The organism is Rhizobium sp. ERR 1071 (assembly GCF_007828675.1).
GTDB classification, from domain to species: domain Bacteria; phylum Pseudomonadota; class Alphaproteobacteria; order Rhizobiales; family Rhizobiaceae; genus Rhizobium; species Rhizobium dioscoreae.
The window spans coordinates 28,847-47,384 of the sequence record NZ_VITM01000007.1 but is presented as its reverse complement, the minus strand read 5'-3'; the positions used below and the strand labels follow the sequence as shown (position 1 = coordinate 47,384).

The 18,538-nt window shown below is 58.5% G+C and carries 17 protein-coding genes and 2 pseudogenes; 14 read left to right on the top strand and 5 right to left on the bottom strand.

The annotated features are described in order from the left end of the window. Window positions 1-221: 221 nt before the first annotated feature. Window positions 222-1,177 (bottom strand): annotated as a pseudogene (locus FBZ99_RS22780) (3'-5' exonuclease). A 424-nt stretch (window positions 1,178-1,601) separates the two neighbouring features. On the opposite strand from FBZ99_RS22780, the gene FBZ99_RS22775 reads away from it, so the two are divergent. Next, complete coding sequence (locus FBZ99_RS22775) at window positions 1,602-1,922, top strand: MFS transporter (RefSeq protein WP_145634947.1); 321 nt, start codon at window positions 1,602-1,604, stop codon at window positions 1,920-1,922. A 157-nt stretch (window positions 1,923-2,079) separates the two neighbouring features. Here the strand turns inward: FBZ99_RS22775 and FBZ99_RS22770 are convergent, their stop codons facing one another. Continuing rightward, entirely contained in the window at window positions 2,080-2,823 is a 744-nt protein-coding gene (locus FBZ99_RS22770) for a FadR/GntR family transcriptional regulator (RefSeq protein ID WP_145634945.1), read from the bottom strand. A 317-nt stretch (window positions 2,824-3,140) separates the two neighbouring features. Between FBZ99_RS22770 and FBZ99_RS22765 the strand changes: the two genes are divergently transcribed. The 5 genes from FBZ99_RS22765 (at window position 3,141) to FBZ99_RS22745 (ending at window position 8,287) form a co-directional block, all read left to right on the top strand. Then, window positions 3,141-4,247 carry a sugar ABC transporter substrate-binding protein gene (locus tag FBZ99_RS22765; RefSeq protein ID WP_145634941.1) on the top strand — a complete coding sequence of 369 codons (1,107 nt, stop codon included), beginning with the start codon at window positions 3,141-3,143 and terminating at the stop codon, window positions 4,245-4,247. Beyond that, window positions 4,247-5,422: an ABC transporter permease gene (locus FBZ99_RS22760; protein WP_246661176.1), complete on the top strand. Its 1,176-nt coding sequence runs from the start codon at window positions 4,247-4,249 to the stop codon at window positions 5,420-5,422. The genes FBZ99_RS22765 and FBZ99_RS22760 overlap by 1 nt, the downstream gene beginning before the upstream one ends. Before the next feature lie 10 nt (window positions 5,423-5,432). Further along, window positions 5,433-6,974, top strand: a complete 1,542-nt coding sequence (locus tag FBZ99_RS22755) for a sugar ABC transporter ATP-binding protein (RefSeq protein ID WP_145634938.1) — start codon at window positions 5,433-5,435, stop codon at window positions 6,972-6,974. Then, entirely contained in the window at window positions 6,971-7,759 is a 789-nt protein-coding gene (gene attM / locus FBZ99_RS22750) for an AttM family quorum-quenching N-acyl homoserine lactonase (RefSeq protein ID WP_145634935.1), read from the top strand. Before FBZ99_RS22755 ends, attM begins: the two co-directional genes overlap by 4 nt. Window positions 7,760-7,909: 150 nt before the next feature. Continuing rightward, window positions 7,910-8,287 carry a YybH family protein gene (locus tag FBZ99_RS22745; protein ID WP_113395196.1) on the top strand — a complete coding sequence of 126 codons (378 nt, stop codon included), beginning with the start codon at window positions 7,910-7,912 and terminating at the stop codon, window positions 8,285-8,287. Window positions 8,288-8,582: 295 nt separating this feature from the next. Here the strand turns inward: FBZ99_RS22745 and FBZ99_RS22740 are convergent, their stop codons facing one another. Next, on the bottom strand, window positions 8,583-9,389 hold the full coding sequence (locus FBZ99_RS22740; RefSeq protein WP_145634932.1) for an AraC family transcriptional regulator: 807 nt from the start codon (window positions 9,387-9,389) through the stop codon (window positions 8,583-8,585). Window positions 9,390-9,487: 98 nt separating this feature from the next. Between FBZ99_RS22740 and FBZ99_RS22735 the strand changes: the two genes are divergently transcribed. Further along, window positions 9,488-10,399 (top strand): DMT family transporter, encoded by a 912-nt coding sequence (locus FBZ99_RS22735; RefSeq protein WP_145324648.1) that lies wholly within the window; start codon window positions 9,488-9,490, stop codon window positions 10,397-10,399. 352 nt (window positions 10,400-10,751) lie between these two features. Here the strand turns inward: FBZ99_RS22735 and FBZ99_RS22730 are convergent, their stop codons facing one another. After that, a complete protein-coding gene (locus FBZ99_RS22730; protein ID WP_145324650.1) occupies window positions 10,752-11,612 on the bottom strand; it encodes a LysR family transcriptional regulator in 861 nt (286 codons plus the stop codon). A 138-nt stretch (window positions 11,613-11,750) separates the two neighbouring features. Here FBZ99_RS22730 and FBZ99_RS22725 point away from each other — a divergent pair, with 138 nt between their 5' ends. From FBZ99_RS22725 to FBZ99_RS22705, 5 genes are all read left to right on the top strand, one after another. Then, complete coding sequence (locus FBZ99_RS22725; RefSeq protein ID WP_145634929.1) at window positions 11,751-12,503, top strand: alpha/beta fold hydrolase; 753 nt, start codon at window positions 11,751-11,753, stop codon at window positions 12,501-12,503. A gap of 182 nt (window positions 12,504-12,685) precedes the next feature. Continuing rightward, window positions 12,686-13,588: an NAD(P)-dependent oxidoreductase gene (locus FBZ99_RS22720; protein WP_145634926.1), complete on the top strand. Its 903-nt coding sequence runs from the start codon at window positions 12,686-12,688 to the stop codon at window positions 13,586-13,588. Further along, window positions 13,585-14,409, top strand: a complete 825-nt coding sequence (locus tag FBZ99_RS22715) for an oxidoreductase (RefSeq protein WP_145634923.1) — start codon at window positions 13,585-13,587, stop codon at window positions 14,407-14,409. The genes FBZ99_RS22720 and FBZ99_RS22715 overlap by 4 nt, the downstream gene beginning before the upstream one ends. A 50-nt stretch (window positions 14,410-14,459) precedes the next feature. Then, window positions 14,460-15,308: an alpha/beta fold hydrolase gene (locus FBZ99_RS22710; RefSeq protein WP_145324658.1), complete on the top strand. Its 849-nt coding sequence runs from the start codon at window positions 14,460-14,462 to the stop codon at window positions 15,306-15,308. Window positions 15,309-15,406: 98 nt separating this feature from the next. Continuing rightward, window positions 15,407-15,937: a VOC family protein gene (locus FBZ99_RS22705; RefSeq protein WP_145324660.1), complete on the top strand. Its 531-nt coding sequence runs from the start codon at window positions 15,407-15,409 to the stop codon at window positions 15,935-15,937. 322 nt (window positions 15,938-16,259) lie between these two features. Here the strand turns inward: FBZ99_RS22705 and FBZ99_RS22695 are convergent, their stop codons facing one another. After that, complete coding sequence (locus tag FBZ99_RS22695; RefSeq protein WP_145635258.1) at window positions 16,260-17,291, bottom strand: LacI family DNA-binding transcriptional regulator; 1,032 nt, start codon at window positions 17,289-17,291, stop codon at window positions 16,260-16,262. Between the two features lie 164 nt (window positions 17,292-17,455). Between FBZ99_RS22695 and FBZ99_RS33570 the strand changes: the two are divergent. Beyond that, window positions 17,456-17,698, top strand: a pseudogene (locus tag FBZ99_RS33570) (dihydrodipicolinate synthase family protein); the annotation flags it as partial. A 9-nt stretch (window positions 17,699-17,707) separates the two neighbouring features. Continuing rightward, a complete protein-coding gene (locus FBZ99_RS22690) occupies window positions 17,708-18,202 on the top strand; it encodes a sulfite exporter TauE/SafE family protein (RefSeq protein ID WP_233790204.1) in 495 nt (164 codons plus the stop codon). Window positions 18,203-18,538 lie beyond the last annotated feature (336 nt).

Sequence of the window (18,538 nt, the reverse complement as noted above, 5' to 3'; positions counted from 1 at the left end):
ATGCGATTTACGGACTTTCGGCGTTTCAGGATGCTCCGATCGCGTGCCTTGCGCGGTAGCAGTGGCGCTTCTGAGCTTTACGAACCTTGGGTCTATGACGCCTTTGATCGGTTTGAGCGTGAGATGGAAGCGTTCTGCCGGCGCTTGCTGTTTTCAGTTGTAATTTGAAAGTCGGGCCCGGCAAGGTCGGGAATACCCGATGTAGTAGCGAGGGGCCGAATCTATCTGCGCCCCCTGAACCGGTCGAATGCCGTCAGACGCTGAACCGGGGGGTCAGCATCCTCCCAGCGGTAGATCTCGATTCGTAGGAACTGAAGCTCGTCTTCCATGGTCTCTTCTGCGATCTCGATCCACCAGGATTTCGGCCGGCCGTCGCTGCCATCGGACCAGCGGTAGCCTCGTTCCTTCAGCCGATCCTTCAGATCGAAGGGTGAGTTTTCCGCGAAGATGCGCACGCGCGAGCGCTGGCTTGCCTGATAAAGCTCGGCAAAGGGTGTTTGATTATTATCGCCCTGAGGAAGTGCCAGGACTTCCAGCAGCGCAAAGCAGTCATCGACGGCCCGGTGCCCGACATGAAAATACCCACTCTGGTTGATGAGGTAGCCGAGCTTGGTTCCCTCATAGCCCCTGAGACTCCAATCGATCTCGGTATTGGAACAAGCCCAGGCCTTACGGACAAAGATCGGGGAGAAGGCTTCGCAGAACGGTCGATCGAAGCCGGCATTATGGGCAATGACGAGATCGGCGGGCTCGATGAGCGCACGCACGGCGGGCATGTCGATCATCTGGCCATGAACCATGGCGTCCGTGATGCCGGTCAGCCGGATCACGTCGGCCGGGATCGGGATGCTCGGTTGCTGCAGTCCGCCGTAAATGCCGGTGACATCTCCGATCTCGCCGTCCTCGTTGAAGGTGAAGCCGATTAGGCCGATTTCAATGATCTCGTCCTTCCTCGCGTCGAGACTGTCTCGGTGTCGAGGATAACGCCCCTCAGCGGATAGCCCGGCCTTAGGGCAGGGGCGATCGCGCGTGGCTCGAGTTTTTTCAGGATCTGATAGCGTCCGGTTGCTTCCAGCATCCGCACCATCTCGGCTTCATCATAGGAACCTGGCTGGCCTCTCGCTTCGCTCCATCCTCGCCTAGGTACGAACGGCGCGACATCGACATCGCCGGACAGCTCGTCGCCGCCATCGCGCTCGCGTGCTTCACGGGCGCACTTACTCACGCCGGAGATCTTGGATGGAGCAATCTGTGGGTCGGCGGAGCTCTGCTTGCGGGTATCCTTCTCTTTATCGTCTTTCTGTGCATCGAAAGGGTGACGAAACATCCCATGACGCCGCTGACCTTATTTCGAAGCCGGGCCTTCTCCACGGCGATATGGGTCGGCGCTGTTGTCAACTTCGCCTTCTACGGATTGGTCTTCGTCTTCAGCCTGTTCTTTCAAATCGTGCAAGGCAGGTCTGCCTTCGAGACGGGACTTGCCTTCGCGCCGATGACGGCCATCATTATGGTGGTCAACATCGTGGCCGGTCGATTGATCGGAGCTAGAGGCTCCCGTCTGATCATGCTTGCAGGCCTTCGCAAGCAGAGGATACGCCGCAATGCTGTCGATCCACGCGGCTACACCGTTTTCGACAATCATCCCTGTCTTTCTCATCGCCGGAGGGGGCATTCCTCTGATCGTTCCCTCGGTCATGACGACGGCGATCTCGGAATCCGAGACCGGACGCGCCGGTATCGGAGCGGGCGTCCTCAATTCCGCCCGTCAGATCGGCGGTGCTATCGGTGTTGCGCTCTTCGGCTCAATTATCGGGGCGGTCGGCTCGACCGCCTTCGTCGAGGGCATGCATATTTCGGTCGGGCTGGCCGTCGCAACCTTTCTCGCTTCGGCTGCGGCCGTATTTGTGTTCATACGATCATGAGCAGCGACATCTCGGAGGATTTCCGGGATGAAAAGCCTTTACTGCGCGAGTCTCAGCAATACTGCCAGAGAGCCGGCTGCTAGCAAAGGCGGTGATAGTCACCATACCATTGTAGCCGCCGCTTCGGGCAGCTGCAATGTCGGCCGATTCCTTGCCTTTAGCGGGTGCTTTCTCTTGATGGATGTTCCGTATCTACCCCTTTGAGGAGCAAGGTCAGCCGGGTGGCGGCGCCGCGCAGGTGGTTCTCTGCGGCAAGCCGCGCGCCCTGCGCATCGGCATTGGCAATTGCATTGTAGATGGCGATGTGTTCGCCTTGCACCTGCTCGAGCAAGGCGTTGCGCAGGGTGCTGGCACGGGCTTTGCGGATGAAATTTCGGACATGGGTTTCGAGGAAGTCCGACATCTCCCGAAAGTACGGATTGCCGCATGCATCGACGATCTCCCGGTGAAACGCCAGATCCTCCTCAATGCCGGCTGCACCGTTGTCGAATGCCATCTGGATGGCGTTCAGCCGACGCTCGATCTCTCGAAGCTGCTTTTCGGTACGCCGCTCTGCTGCCAGCGCCGTTGCAGCGGATTCAACCGCCATCAGCAACTCGATAACATTCTGGACATCCAGCGAATCCGTCAGATCGACGCCTGCCAACCGGAACGCAACCTCCTTCGTCTCGATGACAAAGGCTCCGAGCCCTTGACGCGTTGCGACCAGACCATCGCGCTTGAGCGTGCCGATCGCCTCACGCACAATGGGCCGGCTCACGCCGTATTTCTCCGAAAGAACACGCTCCGTCGGAAGCTTGTCGCCCTTTGCGTAAGTTCCGGACGTAATGTCGGCACGGATACGGCCGGCTACCGAATCCACAAGCGAAGGGCCGCGTGTTACCCTGTGATCTAGTACCATGCGCACCTCCGAGCGTTTTCCCCGACTCTGCCATCCGGAGTGGTTTTAACAGGCTTTGCCTCCTGCCACTGCCCTACTGCATCTTTTTCCGCAAGAATAGCAGAAAGTACTTGTCAGGCAACCAGGTTATATGGTTCTCTATCCATCAGAGGAGGGTGGCTGAGCAGCCGCCGCGACGGTTATCCGGTCGAGCGAAGCAGGGAAGGAGCGTCATTCAGGCAAGACGCTTCCGGCAACGCGCGCCCTGCCGGGACTCAGTTTGTCCAGGGAGAACGCGTTGGGCTTCTCGCGTGAGCTAAGCAAAAAGGGAGGAATGCATGAGCTTTTTTTTTGACGACGTGAAACGGCTGCGCGGGCTGGCGCAGGAAGCCACCGAATATGCGGAATTCAGCCGTCGTACCCTTCTGAAGGGAGCCGTCGGCGTAATTGGGAGCGCCACGCTCGCCGGTACCGCCACGCTGGCAAGTGCCGACGAAATCACGCCGCCGGTACCTGGCAAGAAGGTGCGCATCGGCGTGCCGCTGACTTATGGACCGTTCAACCAGCCCTGGCGTCGCGGCTGCTGGCAAATCGTCAAGGCAGTGCTCGATGCCGGTGGCGAGGTCGTCACAGTTCGTGGCGAGCCGACCAAGGCAAGCGAGCAGGCCGCTTCCCGTGCATTGCTGGATCGCGGCATCGACGCTCTCGTCATGGGTATTTACTCCCAAGAATCCGAGACGGCCTACATCGCCGACGAGGCACATAAGCGCGGCATCAAGACCGTCGGCTTTACGATCCCGGTGAAGGATTCCCCCGCCGTCATGGACGACGTGTGGGGCACCGCCACCACGCTCGGATATTTCGTGCAGAACTACTGCAAGCGTCAGGGCACCTTCGCCCAGACCGCCGAGCAGCGTGGCTACTTCACGCCGTTCGACATGGAAGTCGATATGCTCGAGCTGATGTGCCGCTACGAGCCGCGCATGAAGGTTCTTCCCTTCATCGACGGGGGACAGGGCACGACGGACGAAATTTCCGTTGGTCGCAAAAATATGCTTTCCCTGCTGCAGGCCAATCCCCAGCCGGGCTCCTTGGCGGGTTTCATATCGTGGTGGTGGCCATTCACTCTTGGTGCCGGCCAGGCGCTAAAGCAGATGAATCGCGATGACGTTCCTCTGTTCAACCACTACCTCTCGACTCAGTTCCTCGAAGCCTGGGCCGCCAAGCAGGTCCCAGTCGTCTTCAGTTGCGATTCTCCGTTCCCCGAAATCGGTCGCAAGACCGGTGAACTGGCCGTTAAGCTGGCGCGTGGCGAGGATGTGCCAAATATCGTCTACCGCATTCCGGTCATTTCCAAGACACCTGATCAGGCGACTGAGGCCCTTGCCGAACTCAAAAGCTGGGATGAACAAGCGATCGCGCTGCTCAAGCAGTTTGGTGGCTAATGGCTGATGTAGCACGTGGCAAGCAACATTTCGAGTTCGCCACATCGGCACCCGGATGCACCAAACACAAGGCGGCCAATTCGGCACTTGGCCAAATGAGCCTTCCAATGATCAAGAACGACTGGAATAGAACAGTGACGAAAGCTGAGCTGGATGATACCGCCAATACGACGAAGCGCGAAAAAATCGTTCGGAAAACACAGGTTGCGGGGCGAAAGGAATCGTTGGCAATGCGGTTCCTCCGACGGTGGGGCACGATCGTCGTGCTGCTTGCAGCCGGAGCAGGTTTTTCGCTGGCGTCGCCTTACTTCGCGACATTTTCAAACCTGAATAATATTCTTTTTTCAATGATTGTTAGCGCGCTCGTGTCACTGGGACTGACATGGGTCGTTGTGGCAGGAAGTTTTGACCTTTCGATTGGATTGACCGTCACAACGTCATCGATCGTTGTCGCTTTTCTAATCCCGGTCCTTGGGCCTTGGGTGGCGATTGGCGTTGCGCTTCTCGCGGCCTGCTTGATAGGGGCGGTCAATGGTCTTCTCGTGACCTATGGGAGACTGTCAGGTATCGTCGTGACGCTTGGTGTCATGTTTGTGCTGTCGGGCATCAACATATTCATCACCGGTGGCTATCAGGTGCCTGTCGGCTATGACGAATCAGCTTTCCTCTATCTTGGGCAGGGCAAGCTTGGAATGGTTGGCGTCCCTGTCCTCATTCTGCTTGCCGTCTTCCTTGTCGCTTTGATCGCCGGGTCACGTACACGTATCGGCCACTACATTGCAGCGGTCGGCGATAATCCCGTGGCAGCGTTCTATTCCGGCATCAATGTGTATCGGTGGGTCATCCTTGCTTTTATTCTCTCCGCTCTCATGGCCGGGATTGCCGGGGTCCTCGTGACGTCGATTTCTTCATCTGCACAGCCCGTGGGTGGGGAGGGATACCTGCTGGAGGCGTTTGCTGCCGTCTTCCTCGGTGCAACGGTCTTGGGTAAAGGAAAGCCGCACTTGCTCGGGACGCTCATCGGGGTCTTCTTCCTCTACATGGTGGACTCCGGCATGAACATGGTCGGGTTCCCGTTTGCCGCCCGCCACATCTTCCAAGGTTCGGTTCTCATCATCGCGGTCGGTGCCAACGCGCTTCTCAATCGCGAAGAAGTCCATCTGAAGTTTATCTGAGGGCAAGATCATGACCGGGACGGCGCTCGTCGAACTGAAAAATATCGAGAAGGAATTTGCCGGTACCAAAGCCCTCAAAGGCGTGAGCCTCGACTTTCTCGCTGGGGAAGTACACGGGTTGCTTGGCGAAAACGGCGCAGGTAAATCGACGCTGATTAAGATTCTCACCGGCGTCTATTCGCCAACCGCCGGTGAAATTCTGCTCGACGGCGTTCCTGTGCGGGTTTCCAGTCCACCGGAAGCACATCGCCTAGGTCTTGGCGCCGTCTATCAGGATGCCGAGCTTGTGCTCAGCTTCACCGTTGGGCAGAATATTCTTCTCGGCAACGAGCCGGGCCGGATTGGCATCAGCGGGCGAGAAATCCATGATGAGGCAGCGCGGATTCTCACTTTGATGGGCATCGATCTTGATGTGCGCCGTCTTGCCGGGACGCTGTCAGCAGCGGAGATGCAACTCGTCACACTCGCGACCCTCTTTCATCGGCGCTACAAGCTCATCGTGCTGGACGAGCCGACGGCGCGCCTCTCTGCCGCAGAATCGGAAGTTCTCTTCCGCATCATCGAACGCTTCAAGATGGAGGGTGTTGCCATTGTCTATATTTCTCATCGCCTCAAGGAGGTGCAGGAGATTTGTGACCGCGCCACCATCTTGCGGGGCGGAGCCGTCTCCGGCACACTGAACCGAGGGGAGGTGACGGAAGACCGTGTCACCGAGCTGATGGTGAATCGCAACCGCGCCGAACTTTCCATCTACAATTATGGCCGCCAAGTTCGCCCTGAGATCCTACTGAAGGTTAAAGATCTAGCGACCACCAAGCTGTCGCCGCTGTCCTTTACGGTCCAGGCGGGTGAGGTTCTTGGCATTACCGGGCCGGTGGGCGGCGGCATGGAAGATGTCGCACGCGCACTTGGGGGCGTTATCCGCCATACAGGCAAAGCCAGCCTGCGTGGACAGGCTATCAACGTCAAAACGCCGATGGCTGCACGTCGCTCAGGTGTGGCCCTCGTTCCAGAAGACCGGCGCAAGCAAGCTCTCTTTCCATCGCTTTCGGCGGCTGAAAACATCTGCCTTCCAGTCATGAGCAGACTAGAGCGGTTTTTGGCCATCAGTCCACGCGTGATGAAAACATATACCGATAGCGTCATGGAGCAGCTCGCTGTGCGCCCGCGTGATTCCGCCATCCAAGTTCGCTTCTTTTCCGGAGGAAACCAGCAGAAGCTGGTCATCGGCAAATGGATGAGTGCTGGCGCATCGCTTTACATTATCGTTGAACCGACGAACGGCGTCGACGTGGGGGCGATCAAGGAAATCTACGAAATCATTCTTCAACTTGCACAGGATGGAGCTGCGGTATTGCTGGTCTCATCTTCGTTGCGAGAGACGTTGACTCTGGCTGACCGCGTGATGGTGATCCACGACGGCAATTGCGTTGCGGAGGCACCGAAGACCAGCTGGACCTACGATGAGTTACTGGCGGTAACGTTGAGTGGCAAATTGAAAGCGCCCGCTAAGCGACTGCATTTTTCCATCAGAGGAGGAGAGACGACATGAGCACTGATGTAAGGCTCTATATGTTCCAGACAGGACAAATCCGGCAAAAGGAAGTCGATATCAAGCTCGGTTATAGTCAGCAGCCGTTCTTCACGCCGATACCGTGGTATCTGATCGTTCATCCCAAGGGCAATATCGTCATCGATGGCGGCACGGCCGTCGAGGCGGCAGTCGATCCGGAAGGTTGGTGGGGCGATACGACCAAGAAGTACTATCCGATCATGGATCAGTCGGAAGGCTGCGTGAACCAGCTTGCTATGATTGGCATGAAGCCTGATGACATCAAGTTCGTGCTTCACTCTCACCTTCATCTCGATCACTCGGGCGCCTGTGGCAACTTCCCCAAGGCTCGCCATCTGGTGCAGCGCCGCGAGATCGACTGGGCTTTCTCCGCCGACTGGTTCATGCAGGGCGGCTACATCAAGAAGGACCTGACCAAGGACGGCATCACTTGGGACGTTATGGAAGACGAGGACCAGTACGACGTCTTCGGCGACGGCAGCGTGCAAACATTCCTGTCGCCCGGTCATACGCCCGGCCACCAGTCCATCATGGTCCGCTTACCTAACAGTGGTCCAATCTTGTTGGCGATTGACGCGGCCTACACGATGGATCACTGGAACGAGAAATGCCTGCCCGGCGCTCTGACCTCGGCGCGTGAAGCCGCCGCGTCCGTGCGCAGGCTGCGCCGCATCGTTGAGAAGGAAAACGCGGTCGTCGTCCCCGGCCACGACATGGAAACATGGCAGACCTTCAAGAAGGCGCCCGTGGAATACTACGACTGATCTGCACAAGAAGATACCGTCGGCGGAGATCCCCCGACGGTAGGCGTGGCCGCCGTGCACTGGCGTATTGCCACGCCACCCTCATACTCGACCTGAAAATAACCCACGATGGCCGTCGCAAGGCTTCCGTCTCGGAGCTCCTGTTTTCAAATGCATGATATGATCCTCAATGAGATACAGCAGCGGTGGAACGACGCCGCGGCGATCTGGGATAGCAAGGCGCTTGCTCGGATCTACACGAGCGACGCCGTTTTTTTCGGCCTGCTCCCGAGGCTCTATGTCGGCCGCGCGGAGGTCGAGGAGTATTTCGGCAGCTACGAAGGTAGCCTCCGGGGTGTTACGCTGTCCCTAGTGGATCAGAATATCCGTTCTCTGGGTAAGGGCGTGTTCATAGCGCAGGGTTTCGGCAACATCGTGAATCACCATCTGGACGGTACAATCTTGCGCAACAGGGTGCGCTCATCTTTCGTCGTGGTGGAGACGGAAGACGAATGGCTAATAGCGCTTCATCATTTTTCAAATCTTTAGACTCAAGCGACATGTGGCCAAAGCGTTTTGATCCGTCAAGTCGTAGGCACTCCGGATCGGAAATGTCCAAGATGGCATTTGCGGGGGGCCGGCGTCCTCATGTATGTCTGCGCCCCCCGCAACTTGATGGAAACGGCGGAAGCATTGCCACGAGCGCTTTAAGAGCGAGCGCCACAGTTGGTGTTTTTGAAAACTGCAGAAGATTCTGGCACGACGGTGTCAGATGATGCTGCCTGCCATACTAGCTCATTGAAATGGAACAAAGTAGTTGAAGGGACCGCAGGTTCAGACCCTTTCAAGAGCCAAGTGCATTGCGGCGATCAGCGCTGATCTTCCTGTATAGCGTAGGTCGCAAATTCATTGGGCTCGTTCCGGTCTGTCGCCGGAACATAGTGATGAACGCGGAAGAACTGTTATATCCTAGGATCTTTGCGACAGATTGCACTGATCTGCCGTCTTCGATCAGCGACAGCGAAGCAATCAGCTTCCGCCTTTGTCGCCATTCGTTGAACGATATGCCGAGATGTCCGCTGAATCGGCGTGATAGGGTTTTTTCCGTGGTTTGAAGAGATCGTGCCCATTCTGATAGGGAGCGGCGGTCGCTCGGATCCGCCTGCAGCGCGTCGATCAGCGGCTGCAGCAGATCGTCGCCCGAGACGGGCAGGAAGCTCTCGCGCCTTGGCGCGTTCAGCAACTGATCGATCAGGACGAATGCAAGCCGCCGATCCGCATCCGTCTCCGGCACCGTTATCCCACGTATGGCAAAATCAGCAAGGATCGCCTTGATGAGTGGGCTGAGCTCGAGCGTGCAGGCTGTTTCGGGCATGCCGACGCAGAGATCGCGGTCGATATAAATCGAGACGAATTTAACGTTTTCACGGTTATGGCAGGCGTGTAACGCGTTAGCGGGTATCCATGTTGCGTAATGAGGCGGACAGAGAAAACGCCTTCCCTCAACCCGCGCTTCCATTACGCCGCTGACAGCATAACCGACCTTGCACCAGGGTTGCCTTTTCTCCTCAAAGACGGCACCGGCCCCATAGCTTTCCGTGCGGAATGACAGAGGCGCCGGATCTTTGCCGACAGGAATGACAGTCTTCATCCTTCGTCCTATCGTCGTAACTCAATGTCCTTTTATCGCTATATATCGCAAGAAAGACTTTTGCTAGGCAGGAGCCGATACGAACAAGGAGGCTCGAAATGCCTATCAAATATCTGCTCTTCTCGTTGCTGGCAGTCCTCATCTGGGTGGGAAATACCATCGTCAGCAAGCTGGCCGCAGGCACCATTGCGCCCGGCACTATTGCGTTCGAGCGCTGGTTCATCGCATTCGTCATCTTGACGCCGCTGGTCGGACGGGATGCCTGGCGCCAGCGTCGGACAATCGCGTCCCACTTGCCCAAGCTCATCCTGCTCGGCCTGCTGGGCATGGCTGCATGCCAGGGCCTCGGATATTACGCCGCCGGATTCACCACGGCCACCAACATGGCGATCATGCTCTCGCTCGTGCCGCTGCTGACGTTGATCCTCGGCGCAGTTTTCTTCCATGAGAGGCCCTCCAGCCTTGCGGTGATCGGTGGCGTTGTTTCCTTGTCCGGCATCTTTGTCGTTCTCAGCCACGGCGATCCATCGAGGCTTCTGTCGGAGGGAGTGGGGCGCGGCGATGCGATGATGCTGGTCGCGGTTCTGGCTTATGCCGCTTACGGCATTCTTCTGAGACGCTGGGCCATTCCGCTTGCCACCTGGACGTCGATTTATGTGCAGATCGGTGCCGCGGTCGTGCTGCTCGTCCCAAGCTATCTGCTGTCGGCCCCATCCGGTTTGAACCTGTCAAATACGGCCATGGTGCTTTACGCGGCAATCCCCGGTTCAATCCTTGCGCCATTCGTTTGGATGTCGGCGGTAAAGCATCTCGGCGCGGCCCGCACGGCGATCTTCATGAACCTGATCCCGATACTTACCGCCATCGTTGCGGCCATCTTTCTCGGCGAGACCTTGTATGTCTACCATCTTATTGGTGGCGGCATGACGGTGGCGGGTATCATCCTCGTGCAGCGGAAATCTGTCCGCGAACGGTCAGACCAGAGGACAGTGGCGACGAGAGCTCAATAAGTAGCAGGCCGAAGACCGTGGCTATAAGACGCCGGGCTGCCCGCTCCACCTCCACTATGGTGGTCCCTTGCCTCGTGGTTTCATTTGGCGGGCTCCTGCCGCCGTAGACGATACCTCCAGCCAGCAAAGATATTCCGCGGCTTGCTTGTACACGGACAGAACGACACGACGATACCGCAATGGCTTCGACACCCACTGCAGCCTAGCTCGGCGGCACGCGTTTCAAAGTCGAACTCGAGGTCGAACCGGGCGTCGGTTGCACCATTTCGTAGACAGGCGCGGCTAACTCAATCGCAAGCGGCGACCGATCGGCCTATTTTCGAGCAGTCTTGAATCATCTCCGGGCTGCTCATCATGCGGTCGCGCTCACGAGATGGTTCGATACCGTCGAGATGAACGCACGAAGACGCTGAAGACGTCGTAGGTCCCGGTGATATCCCATCCAGATGTCTCGCGCCGGCGGCGGCATCGGCAGTTCCAGTCTGCGGATACCCGCGATTTGATCGCCGACCACGCGGGGCAGGACGGCGATCCCGACGCCTTGCCGACACATGCGGCCCTGGACGTTACGGTTGTTCGATCGCAGGACCGGTCTCGCGTTGGGGAAGCTCTCGGTGAGCCAAGCGATATCGGGAAACTGCCCTGTCGACGTATCGTGGGTGATCAGCCGGAAGCCAGCCCCATCGCCATATTTAGGATCAGGTGATTCCTCGGCGATGTAGACGCCGTATTCAAGCCTGAAGAGGCGCCGCTGAACGACATCGGCGGTGTTGAACGGGACGATACGAAAAGCGACGTCGGCCTCGCGCTGGGCGAGGTTGAACAGGCGCGTGCCGGTCAGGATCTCGACATCGACATTGGGATAGGCGTTCGAGAAATCCGCCAGTATGGGAGGCAGCACGTAGGCCCCGAACCAGTCGGCTGATGAAACGCGCAGACTGCCTTTGAGATTCTGCTCCTGCCCCGCAAGCCGGCGTTCCATGGCCAGCGCGCCTTCTTCCATCTGCTCCGCCAGCGCGATGATCCCGTGGCCCTCTTCGGTCAGGACAAGACCGTCCGCGGTCCGCTGGAAGAGCGTGTGGCCGATCGCCTGCTCAAGTGCGCGCAGGCGCCTGCCGACGGTCGGATGGCTTGTCTGAAGAGAACGCGCCGCGCCGCCGAGCGTGCCGGATCGCGCAACCGCAAGAAAGATTTTGACGTCACTCCATTCCATCGCGGCACCCTTACAAAACTGAACGTCGAGAATACATTTTTGTCACTTAAAGAACAAATCTAAGCACCTAGATTCCCACCATCGGCCCATCGGCCCATCTCTCGTGTATCACCTCATGTCCTTCGGAAGGAACGGCAAATGTCCCTCAAGTCTCTCTATCTCGGTGCTGCGGCTCTTGCAGTGGTGTTCGGCGCGCCGTCCGCTTTCGCGCAACCGGCCCAAAATGTGATTTTGGTCCATGGCGCGTTGGTCGATGGCAGCGGCTGGAGGGGCGTTTATGAGCGCCTGGTGGCCAAAGGCTTGAAAGTCACGGTCGTCCAGGAACCGAATACTTCGCTGGCGGACGATGTTCAGGCGGTTCACCGCGCTATCGAGCAGCAAAATGGGCCGATCGTCCTCGTTGGCCACAGCTATGGTGGTCAAATCATCACCGAAGCCAGCGTCGACCCAAAGGTTTCGGCACTTGTCTATGTCGCGGCCATCGTCCCGGATGTTGGCGAGAGCGTAGGCGATCTGTTTGAGAAGTGGCCGAGTCCGACCGCGGACGCGTTCAAGTCGACGTCAGACGGTTTCCTGCTGTTCGATCCAGCGAAGTTCCGGCTGGGATTCGCCGCTGACCTCTCCAAGGCCGAGACGGATTTCATGGCTAACTCGCAGGTGCCGGTATCAGCGAAGATCCTCGGAACCAAGACGCAACACGCGGCCTGGAAGACCAAGCCGAGCTACGGCATCGTGGCCGGGCTGGACATGGCTGTCGCCGTCGAGGCGGAGCGATCCCTGTACAAGCGGGCAAGTGCGAAGGTCACCGAGGTGCCCGGTGCCAGCCATGCGGTTTATATCTCGCACCCGCGCGAAGTCGCCGACGTCATCGCCGAAGCGGCGAGCAAATGATGCCGATGCCTTGATGTTCAGGCTCAGGGCTGCGGATGTTTCGTGACCCATGCGCCGAAGCCACTCCTGTGGTTTCGGCATCGCGATCGGCCAACTCATTGGCGCAGGTCTCGGTCTGACGATCGCCCGGCGGCTGGGTCCGACCCTGCGCCAGCTCTCATCCGAACAACAGGAGATAGAACATGCAGATCGGATTTATCGGTCTCGGCAGTATGGGCTCGGCAATGGCCCTGAACCTAGTGAAGGCAGGCCATGACGTTTGGGCCTGGAACCGTAGCAAGGTCGCCCGGGATAGTGTCCCCGGGGTGACGCTTGTCGAATTCGCGGCGGATGCATTCCAGGCTGATGCAGTCTTTACGATGCTATCAGACGACGCTGCCATTCGAGAGGTGATCCTCGATGCCGGCCTGCTCGCAAGCGCGCAACCAGGGCTGACCACCCATGTTGTCACATCAACGATCTCGGTCGCTTTCGCGCGAGAACTGGAGCTGCTGCACGAAGAGGCGGGCCTTGGCTATGTGTCCGCACCGGTTCTCGGACGACCGAACGTAGCGGCGAGTGGCCAGCTTAACATCCTGGCGGCCGGGAAGGCCGATGCAATTGCCGCGATCGAGCCGCTGCTCGCTCCCCTCGGCAAAAAGGTCTGGAAGTTGGGGGAGAACCCCGCTCGGGCGAATGCGGCGAAGCTCGCCTGCAACATGATGATCGCCATGGCTATCGAGGCGATGGCGGAGGGTGTCGTGCTGACCGAGAGCGTCGGCCTCGACAGCGCGGATTTCTTTGAACTCATCCTGGGCACCCTGTTCTCGGGCCGCGCCTATGAGAGCTACAGCACGCAGATCACGGAACGGTCCTTCGAGCCCGGCTTTAAGGCCAAGCTCGCACTCAAGGACATCCGCCTGGCAACTGAGGCCAGCAACGAGATCGGACGCACGCTCCCGATGCTCGAAGCTATCCGCGAGGGGCTCGACAAAGCCGTTTTGGCGGGCCTCGGCGAAAAGGATTGGTCGATCATGGCCGATATGACGGTTCGTGGCGTCGATAGCTTGGCGTTACCTGAAACCAACGCGGAGACAAACCAATGAAGACTTGGCTCATCACAGGCTGTTCAAGCGGCTTTGGCCAGCGGCTCGCGCTTGCTGCGGCACAGCGCGGCGATCGGGTCATCGCGACGGCCCGCAATGTCAAAACGATTGGAGAAATGGCTGAGCCTTTCGCCGGCCGCATGATCACCTTGCCGCTTGACGTGACGGATGCGGCGGCAGCCAAGGCAGCGGTCGCGAACGCGGTCGAGACATTCGGCGGTTTTGACGTGCTCGTGAACAATGCCGGCTACGGTCTGTTCGGCGCGATCGAGGAAGGTACGCCCGAAGAATATCGGCCGATGTTCGAGGTGAACGTGTTCGGGCTGATCGAAACCACCAGAGCCGCTCTGCCTGTCCTGCGACGTTCGGGCGGAACGATCGTCAACATGTCGTCCGGCGCAGGCATCGCCGGCAGCGGCGGTGGCGGATATTACAATGCCGCCAAGTTCGCCGTGGAAGGGATTTCCGAAGCGCTCGCTGACGAGCTGAAGCCGTTCGGCATCCGCGTGCTGATCGTCGAGCCTGGTCCGTTTCGCACCGATTTCCTTGGTCGTTCGATCACCATAGCGGCCAAGGAGATGCTGGAATACGCCGCGAGCTCGCGCAAGCACTATCGCGAAACCAACAACGGCAATCAGGCGGGCGATCCCGACAAGGCGATCGCGGTGATCCTGCAGGCAGTCGATGCTGACAACGCTCCGCTTCATCTGCCGCTCGGCCCGATCGCGCATTCGATCGCTGAGCGCAAGCTGGCTTCCTTCCGCCGCGATATCGACGCCTGGCGCGACATCACGATCGCGACCGATTTCGACCAGCCCTGAGCGCTGGCCGCAAGCTCTGTTTGAATGTCAACCTCGATTGGAAAGGGATCATGATCGCAACTTTGAAGGGGTTTACCCAGCAGCTGGTGCCAGTGAATAGCATCAAGATCAACGCCGTCACGGGAGGCTCCGGTTCACCGATCCTTCTGCTTCACGGCTGGCCGGAAACGTGGTGGGAATGGCATCACGTGATGCCGCTGCTGGCCGAGCATTTCAGCGTCGTGGCCATGGATCTGCGCGGCGCGGGTTTTTCCGACTGCCCGCTTGACGGCTATGACAAGGCGACGATGGCGCGGGACGCGCACGAGGTCATGGTTGCACTTGGGCATGAACGCTACGCCGTGTGCGGCCATGACATTGGCGGAATGGTGGCGTTGCGGCTGGCCGCAATCTATCGAGAGGCTGTTACCCACCTGGCCGTCCTCGACGTTCCCCTTCCCGGCTGGACACAATGGGAGGCGATGACAGCGAGGATCTGGCACTTTAGCTTCCATATGAACCGGGATCTACCCGAGCGCCTGATTCATGGCCGTGAATATGACTATGTTTCGGCCTTCATGGCGGAGCGGTTCTACGATCACAGTGCCTTCAATCCGGAGGACGTCGAGATCTACGCCAAGGCGATGGCTCTCCCGGGCCGCACGCGAGCTAGCATGGAGTGGTATCGCACCCTCACCGCTGACCATGCGGCCGCGCTGGAGTACAAAAAGCAGCCGCTCGAGATACCGGTACTGGGTCTCGGGGGCGAGCAGCGCTTCGGTGCGCATATGGTCTCGATGCTCAAGGAGTTCGCCAGCAATGTGACGGGCGGCTCGATTGAGCGGTGCAGCCACTATGTCGCGGACGAGCGGCCGCATGAAGTGGCGGCCGCTCTGATCGATTTTCTCAAGGCCAATTGAAAACTGCGGTCGCCCCGCCGTGAGGCGGGGGATGGCGCCATTGCGGGCGAGTTGCGCCCGATCGCGTTCGATCGAATAAATGAGAAAGGAAGACTATCATGACTGCACCTAAAGTTCGCGGCGTCAATCACATCGGCATCACGGTGCCTGACATCGAAGCAGCAAAATCGTTCCTGGTGGAAGCATTTGGCGGTCAAGTAATCTATCAGTCCTTTGGACCGCAGGACCCACCGCGGCAAGGACCCGAATTCGAGCGGGCCACTGGCGCTCTCCCTGGAACGGTTGTGCGTGCGCAGGCGATGGTCAAGATCGGAACCGGACCGGACATTGAACTCTTCGAAATGCATGGCCCCGAACAAGCCCAGCCGGTTCGGGCGAGCGACTTCGGCATTACGCACTTTGGTGTCTACACCGACGATATCGACGCATCGGTCGAGCGCTTCGAAAAGGCCGGTGGCACGTCTCTTACCGCGCCACGCGCTATTCCCTACGCAACCGAAAAAGGTCCTGGAAACAAGGTCTGCTATTGCCGCATGCCATGGGGCACGACCGTGGAATTCATCACCACGCCCGACCGCATGGGCTATCACGACCAAACGAATCTGCGCAGGTGGCAGGACGAGGAATGAGCGTAAGCTTTGAAATGCATGGGCGCGCCGAAAGCTTTTAAGAAAAAGGATGCAGGAGATCTATCACGGCGAAATGTCCAAGCACATGGACGTGTTCCGGACTGTTAAAAACGAGCTGTTTCCGAAGGGAACCTATGCGTGGACTCGGACGGGTGTCTCCGAGCTCGCCCACCCGGGACTTCTGGCTGAGGTGAAATGTGTTGCCGTCGAGCGATAACGGAACCTATATGTCGCGAACCATCCCTTTACATTGAAGCAGAGAAGTTACAACCGCTTAGAGAATCCGAGGCAGCGGACTCTGGTTTCAACTCTCTTCAAGAGCTTACAGTGTAACAGATCGCGTCGACTTCCTGGGTATGAGCGTCGGAGCCGATACCCGAATACGGTCATCTGGCGATATTGCGTCGCTTCCCAATAAATCGAGCGCATTCGCAGCAATCTGCTCGAAGGGCACCCGCAGGGTGGTCAGTGGCGTAGAGAGATGGCTGACAATCGGAATGTCGTTGTAGCCGACCAGTGAGACGTCGCCTGGCACTGACAGACCCATGCGCATGAGCCCTGATAGTGCGCCGATGGCTGTATTGTCGTTAACCGCAAACATCGCCGTCGGGGCTTGCGGCAGGTGCATGATTTTCTCGGCCGCTTCCGCGCCGGATTCGATTCCGAAAGTGGATGGAACAATGAGGGATGGATCGATCTCCAGCTCCATTTCCATCATGGCCTGGCAATAGCCTTCCACGCGGGTCCGCGCGCTGGAGGCATAGGAGGGACCCGCAATGACTCCGATCCTGCGATGACCAAGATCAAGCAGGTGTCGCGTGGCGAGATATCCACCAAGCCGGTCATCGCCGATCGATGAAAGACTATGACCATCGGTTCTAAGCGCCAGAACCGTCGGCACACCTCTTGCCGCCAATATGTCGGGAAAGTCATCGTCGTCGCGCGCTGTCGACAAGATGAGCCCATCGACGCCGCGCTTCAGAAGCGACTCCGCAGCAAGGCGATCGGCTTTCGGCTTCTCGTCCGTAGTCGCGACGATGGCAAACCGCCCGGTCCTGCTGCAGGCTTTTGCAAGGGATTCGTAGAGCATCGCCATCACTGTGTCCGTCAGCCTGGGTACGATAATCCCCACCGTCATGGTATTGCCGCGACGAAGACTGGCCGCAGAAACATCTCTGACGTAACCGAGTTCCTCGGCGATCTTTCTGACGCGTCTGGCTGTTTCGCTGTCCGAGCGCGGCAGGCGTTCATCTAAAATTCTCGACACCGTCGACTTCGAAACACCGGCTGCGGCCGCGACGTCGAGAATCGTTATGCGCGTCTGACGAGCGCTATCTTCCACCGTTGAATTCATTTGGAATTTCCGTGCCGGCGAGTCCTGATCTGCTTCTGGATCCCCATGATGCCTGAAAAATCCTGTTGACTCCAGCGAAATCAGAAACGATAGTGGGAACGTTCCCATTAACGATCCTGTCGCTGATTGTGAATCGGATAGCGACGGCAAGGAGGAGACTACCCATGCACCCAATGGACCTCAGAGGCTTGAGCCCAGCACCGGTGACCGCATTCACCCGCGACGGCGAAGTCGACTATGCCGCGAACACGCGGATCGCAAAGTGGCTTGCGTCGATGGACGGTGTGAAGAGCCTCGTCATCCTTGGCCACGCCGGCGAAGGCACGTTCCTGACCGAAGAGGAGCGCCTCAAGCTGATCCGCATCTATGTCGAAGCCGTGAATGGCGAGATTCCGATCATAGCCGGCAGCTCGACGATGGAGATATTCGGTCAGCTGTTGCGATTTTCGGGCGGGCAGGAGGTACTGCGGCTGATCGCCGCCGCCGCACTTGTCTGGTCGGGGCTTTCGATCGTCGGCATCCTGCCAAAGATCCGCCGACTAGACGGTGGGATCATGGGTATGATCGGCCAAATGCCAGCGGCCATCTCGGGGTCCTTCAACGCATCGGCACCACTCGTTGCCGGAATCTGCTGGGGGTTGGCGCCCTGTGCGATGGTCTATAATGCGCTGATGACGGCGATGCTGACCGGCTCGATGGCCGGCGGCGCCTTGTTCATGACCGGCTTCGGGCTTGCAACTATTCCCGCCGTTGCAGCTGTCGCCGCCGGCGCGGTGATGCTGACTGGGTCACGAACTGCGCGCTGGCTAGGTCCGGCCCTGCGGCGCGGGGCAGGGCTGACACTCGCAGCCATTGGTGTTCTGAGCGCGACATTCCCGGCCGCCTCGCTTGCGAGCCTTTGTCTCGGCTGAGGTATGTGCTGGTGGCACCGTAAATTCAACCGGTAGACGAGCTATCACTCGCCTATGAGCGAAGCGTGCAACAAAAATTCACCGGCGTTTGGCATCTTCTTTGAAATTGCCGGTCTGTATAAGCGATATTTCCTAAGGCAGCGGCCGCTTTACAAGCAAGACAATAAATTAGAATGCAGGTGACGCCTCTTTCCGGCAGCGCAGATGGAGAAAGAGCCTAGGGCAGATAGCGGTCGCCCGCGCAGTTGTCCGGACGAACGCTCTCAAGCCAAACAATATCATGTTCGCCTATCCTCTACTTAGAGGCGTTGCCGTTGTTCGTCCCCCCAGGTCGCT

Excerpts from the sequence above, each read along its gene's own strand:
- FBZ99_RS22775 (WP_145634947.1), top strand. The coding sequence starts at position 1,602 with ATGCTGTCGATCCACGCGGCTACACCGTTTTCGACAATCATCCCTGTC.
- FBZ99_RS22770 (WP_145634945.1), bottom strand. The coding sequence starts at position 2,823 with ATGGTACTAGATCACAGGGTAACACGCGGCCCTTCGCTTGTGGATTCG.
- FBZ99_RS22765 (WP_145634941.1), top strand. The coding sequence starts at position 3,141 with ATGAGCTTTTTTTTTGACGACGTGAAACGGCTGCGCGGGCTGGCGCAG.
- FBZ99_RS22760 (WP_246661176.1), top strand. The coding sequence starts at position 4,247 with ATGGCTGATGTAGCACGTGGCAAGCAACATTTCGAGTTCGCCACATCG.
- FBZ99_RS22755 (WP_145634938.1), top strand. The coding sequence starts at position 5,433 with ATGACCGGGACGGCGCTCGTCGAACTGAAAAATATCGAGAAGGAATTT.
- attM (WP_145634935.1), top strand. The coding sequence starts at position 6,971 with ATGAGCACTGATGTAAGGCTCTATATGTTCCAGACAGGACAAATCCGG.
- FBZ99_RS22745 (WP_113395196.1), top strand. The coding sequence starts at position 7,910 with ATGCATGATATGATCCTCAATGAGATACAGCAGCGGTGGAACGACGCC.
- FBZ99_RS22740 (WP_145634932.1), bottom strand. The coding sequence starts at position 9,389 with ATGAAGACTGTCATTCCTGTCGGCAAAGATCCGGCGCCTCTGTCATTC.
- FBZ99_RS22735 (WP_145324648.1), top strand. The coding sequence starts at position 9,488 with ATGCCTATCAAATATCTGCTCTTCTCGTTGCTGGCAGTCCTCATCTGG.
- FBZ99_RS22730 (WP_145324650.1), bottom strand. The coding sequence starts at position 11,612 with ATGGAATGGAGTGACGTCAAAATCTTTCTTGCGGTTGCGCGATCCGGC.
- FBZ99_RS22725 (WP_145634929.1), top strand. The coding sequence starts at position 11,751 with ATGTCCCTCAAGTCTCTCTATCTCGGTGCTGCGGCTCTTGCAGTGGTG.
- FBZ99_RS22720 (WP_145634926.1), top strand. The coding sequence starts at position 12,686 with ATGCAGATCGGATTTATCGGTCTCGGCAGTATGGGCTCGGCAATGGCC.
- FBZ99_RS22715 (WP_145634923.1), top strand. The coding sequence starts at position 13,585 with ATGAAGACTTGGCTCATCACAGGCTGTTCAAGCGGCTTTGGCCAGCGG.
- FBZ99_RS22710 (WP_145324658.1), top strand. The coding sequence starts at position 14,460 with ATGATCGCAACTTTGAAGGGGTTTACCCAGCAGCTGGTGCCAGTGAAT.
- FBZ99_RS22705 (WP_145324660.1), top strand. The coding sequence starts at position 15,407 with ATGACTGCACCTAAAGTTCGCGGCGTCAATCACATCGGCATCACGGTG.
- FBZ99_RS22695 (WP_145635258.1), bottom strand. The coding sequence starts at position 17,291 with ATGAATTCAACGGTGGAAGATAGCGCTCGTCAGACGCGCATAACGATT.
- FBZ99_RS22690 (WP_233790204.1), top strand. The coding sequence starts at position 17,708 with ATGGAGATATTCGGTCAGCTGTTGCGATTTTCGGGCGGGCAGGAGGTA.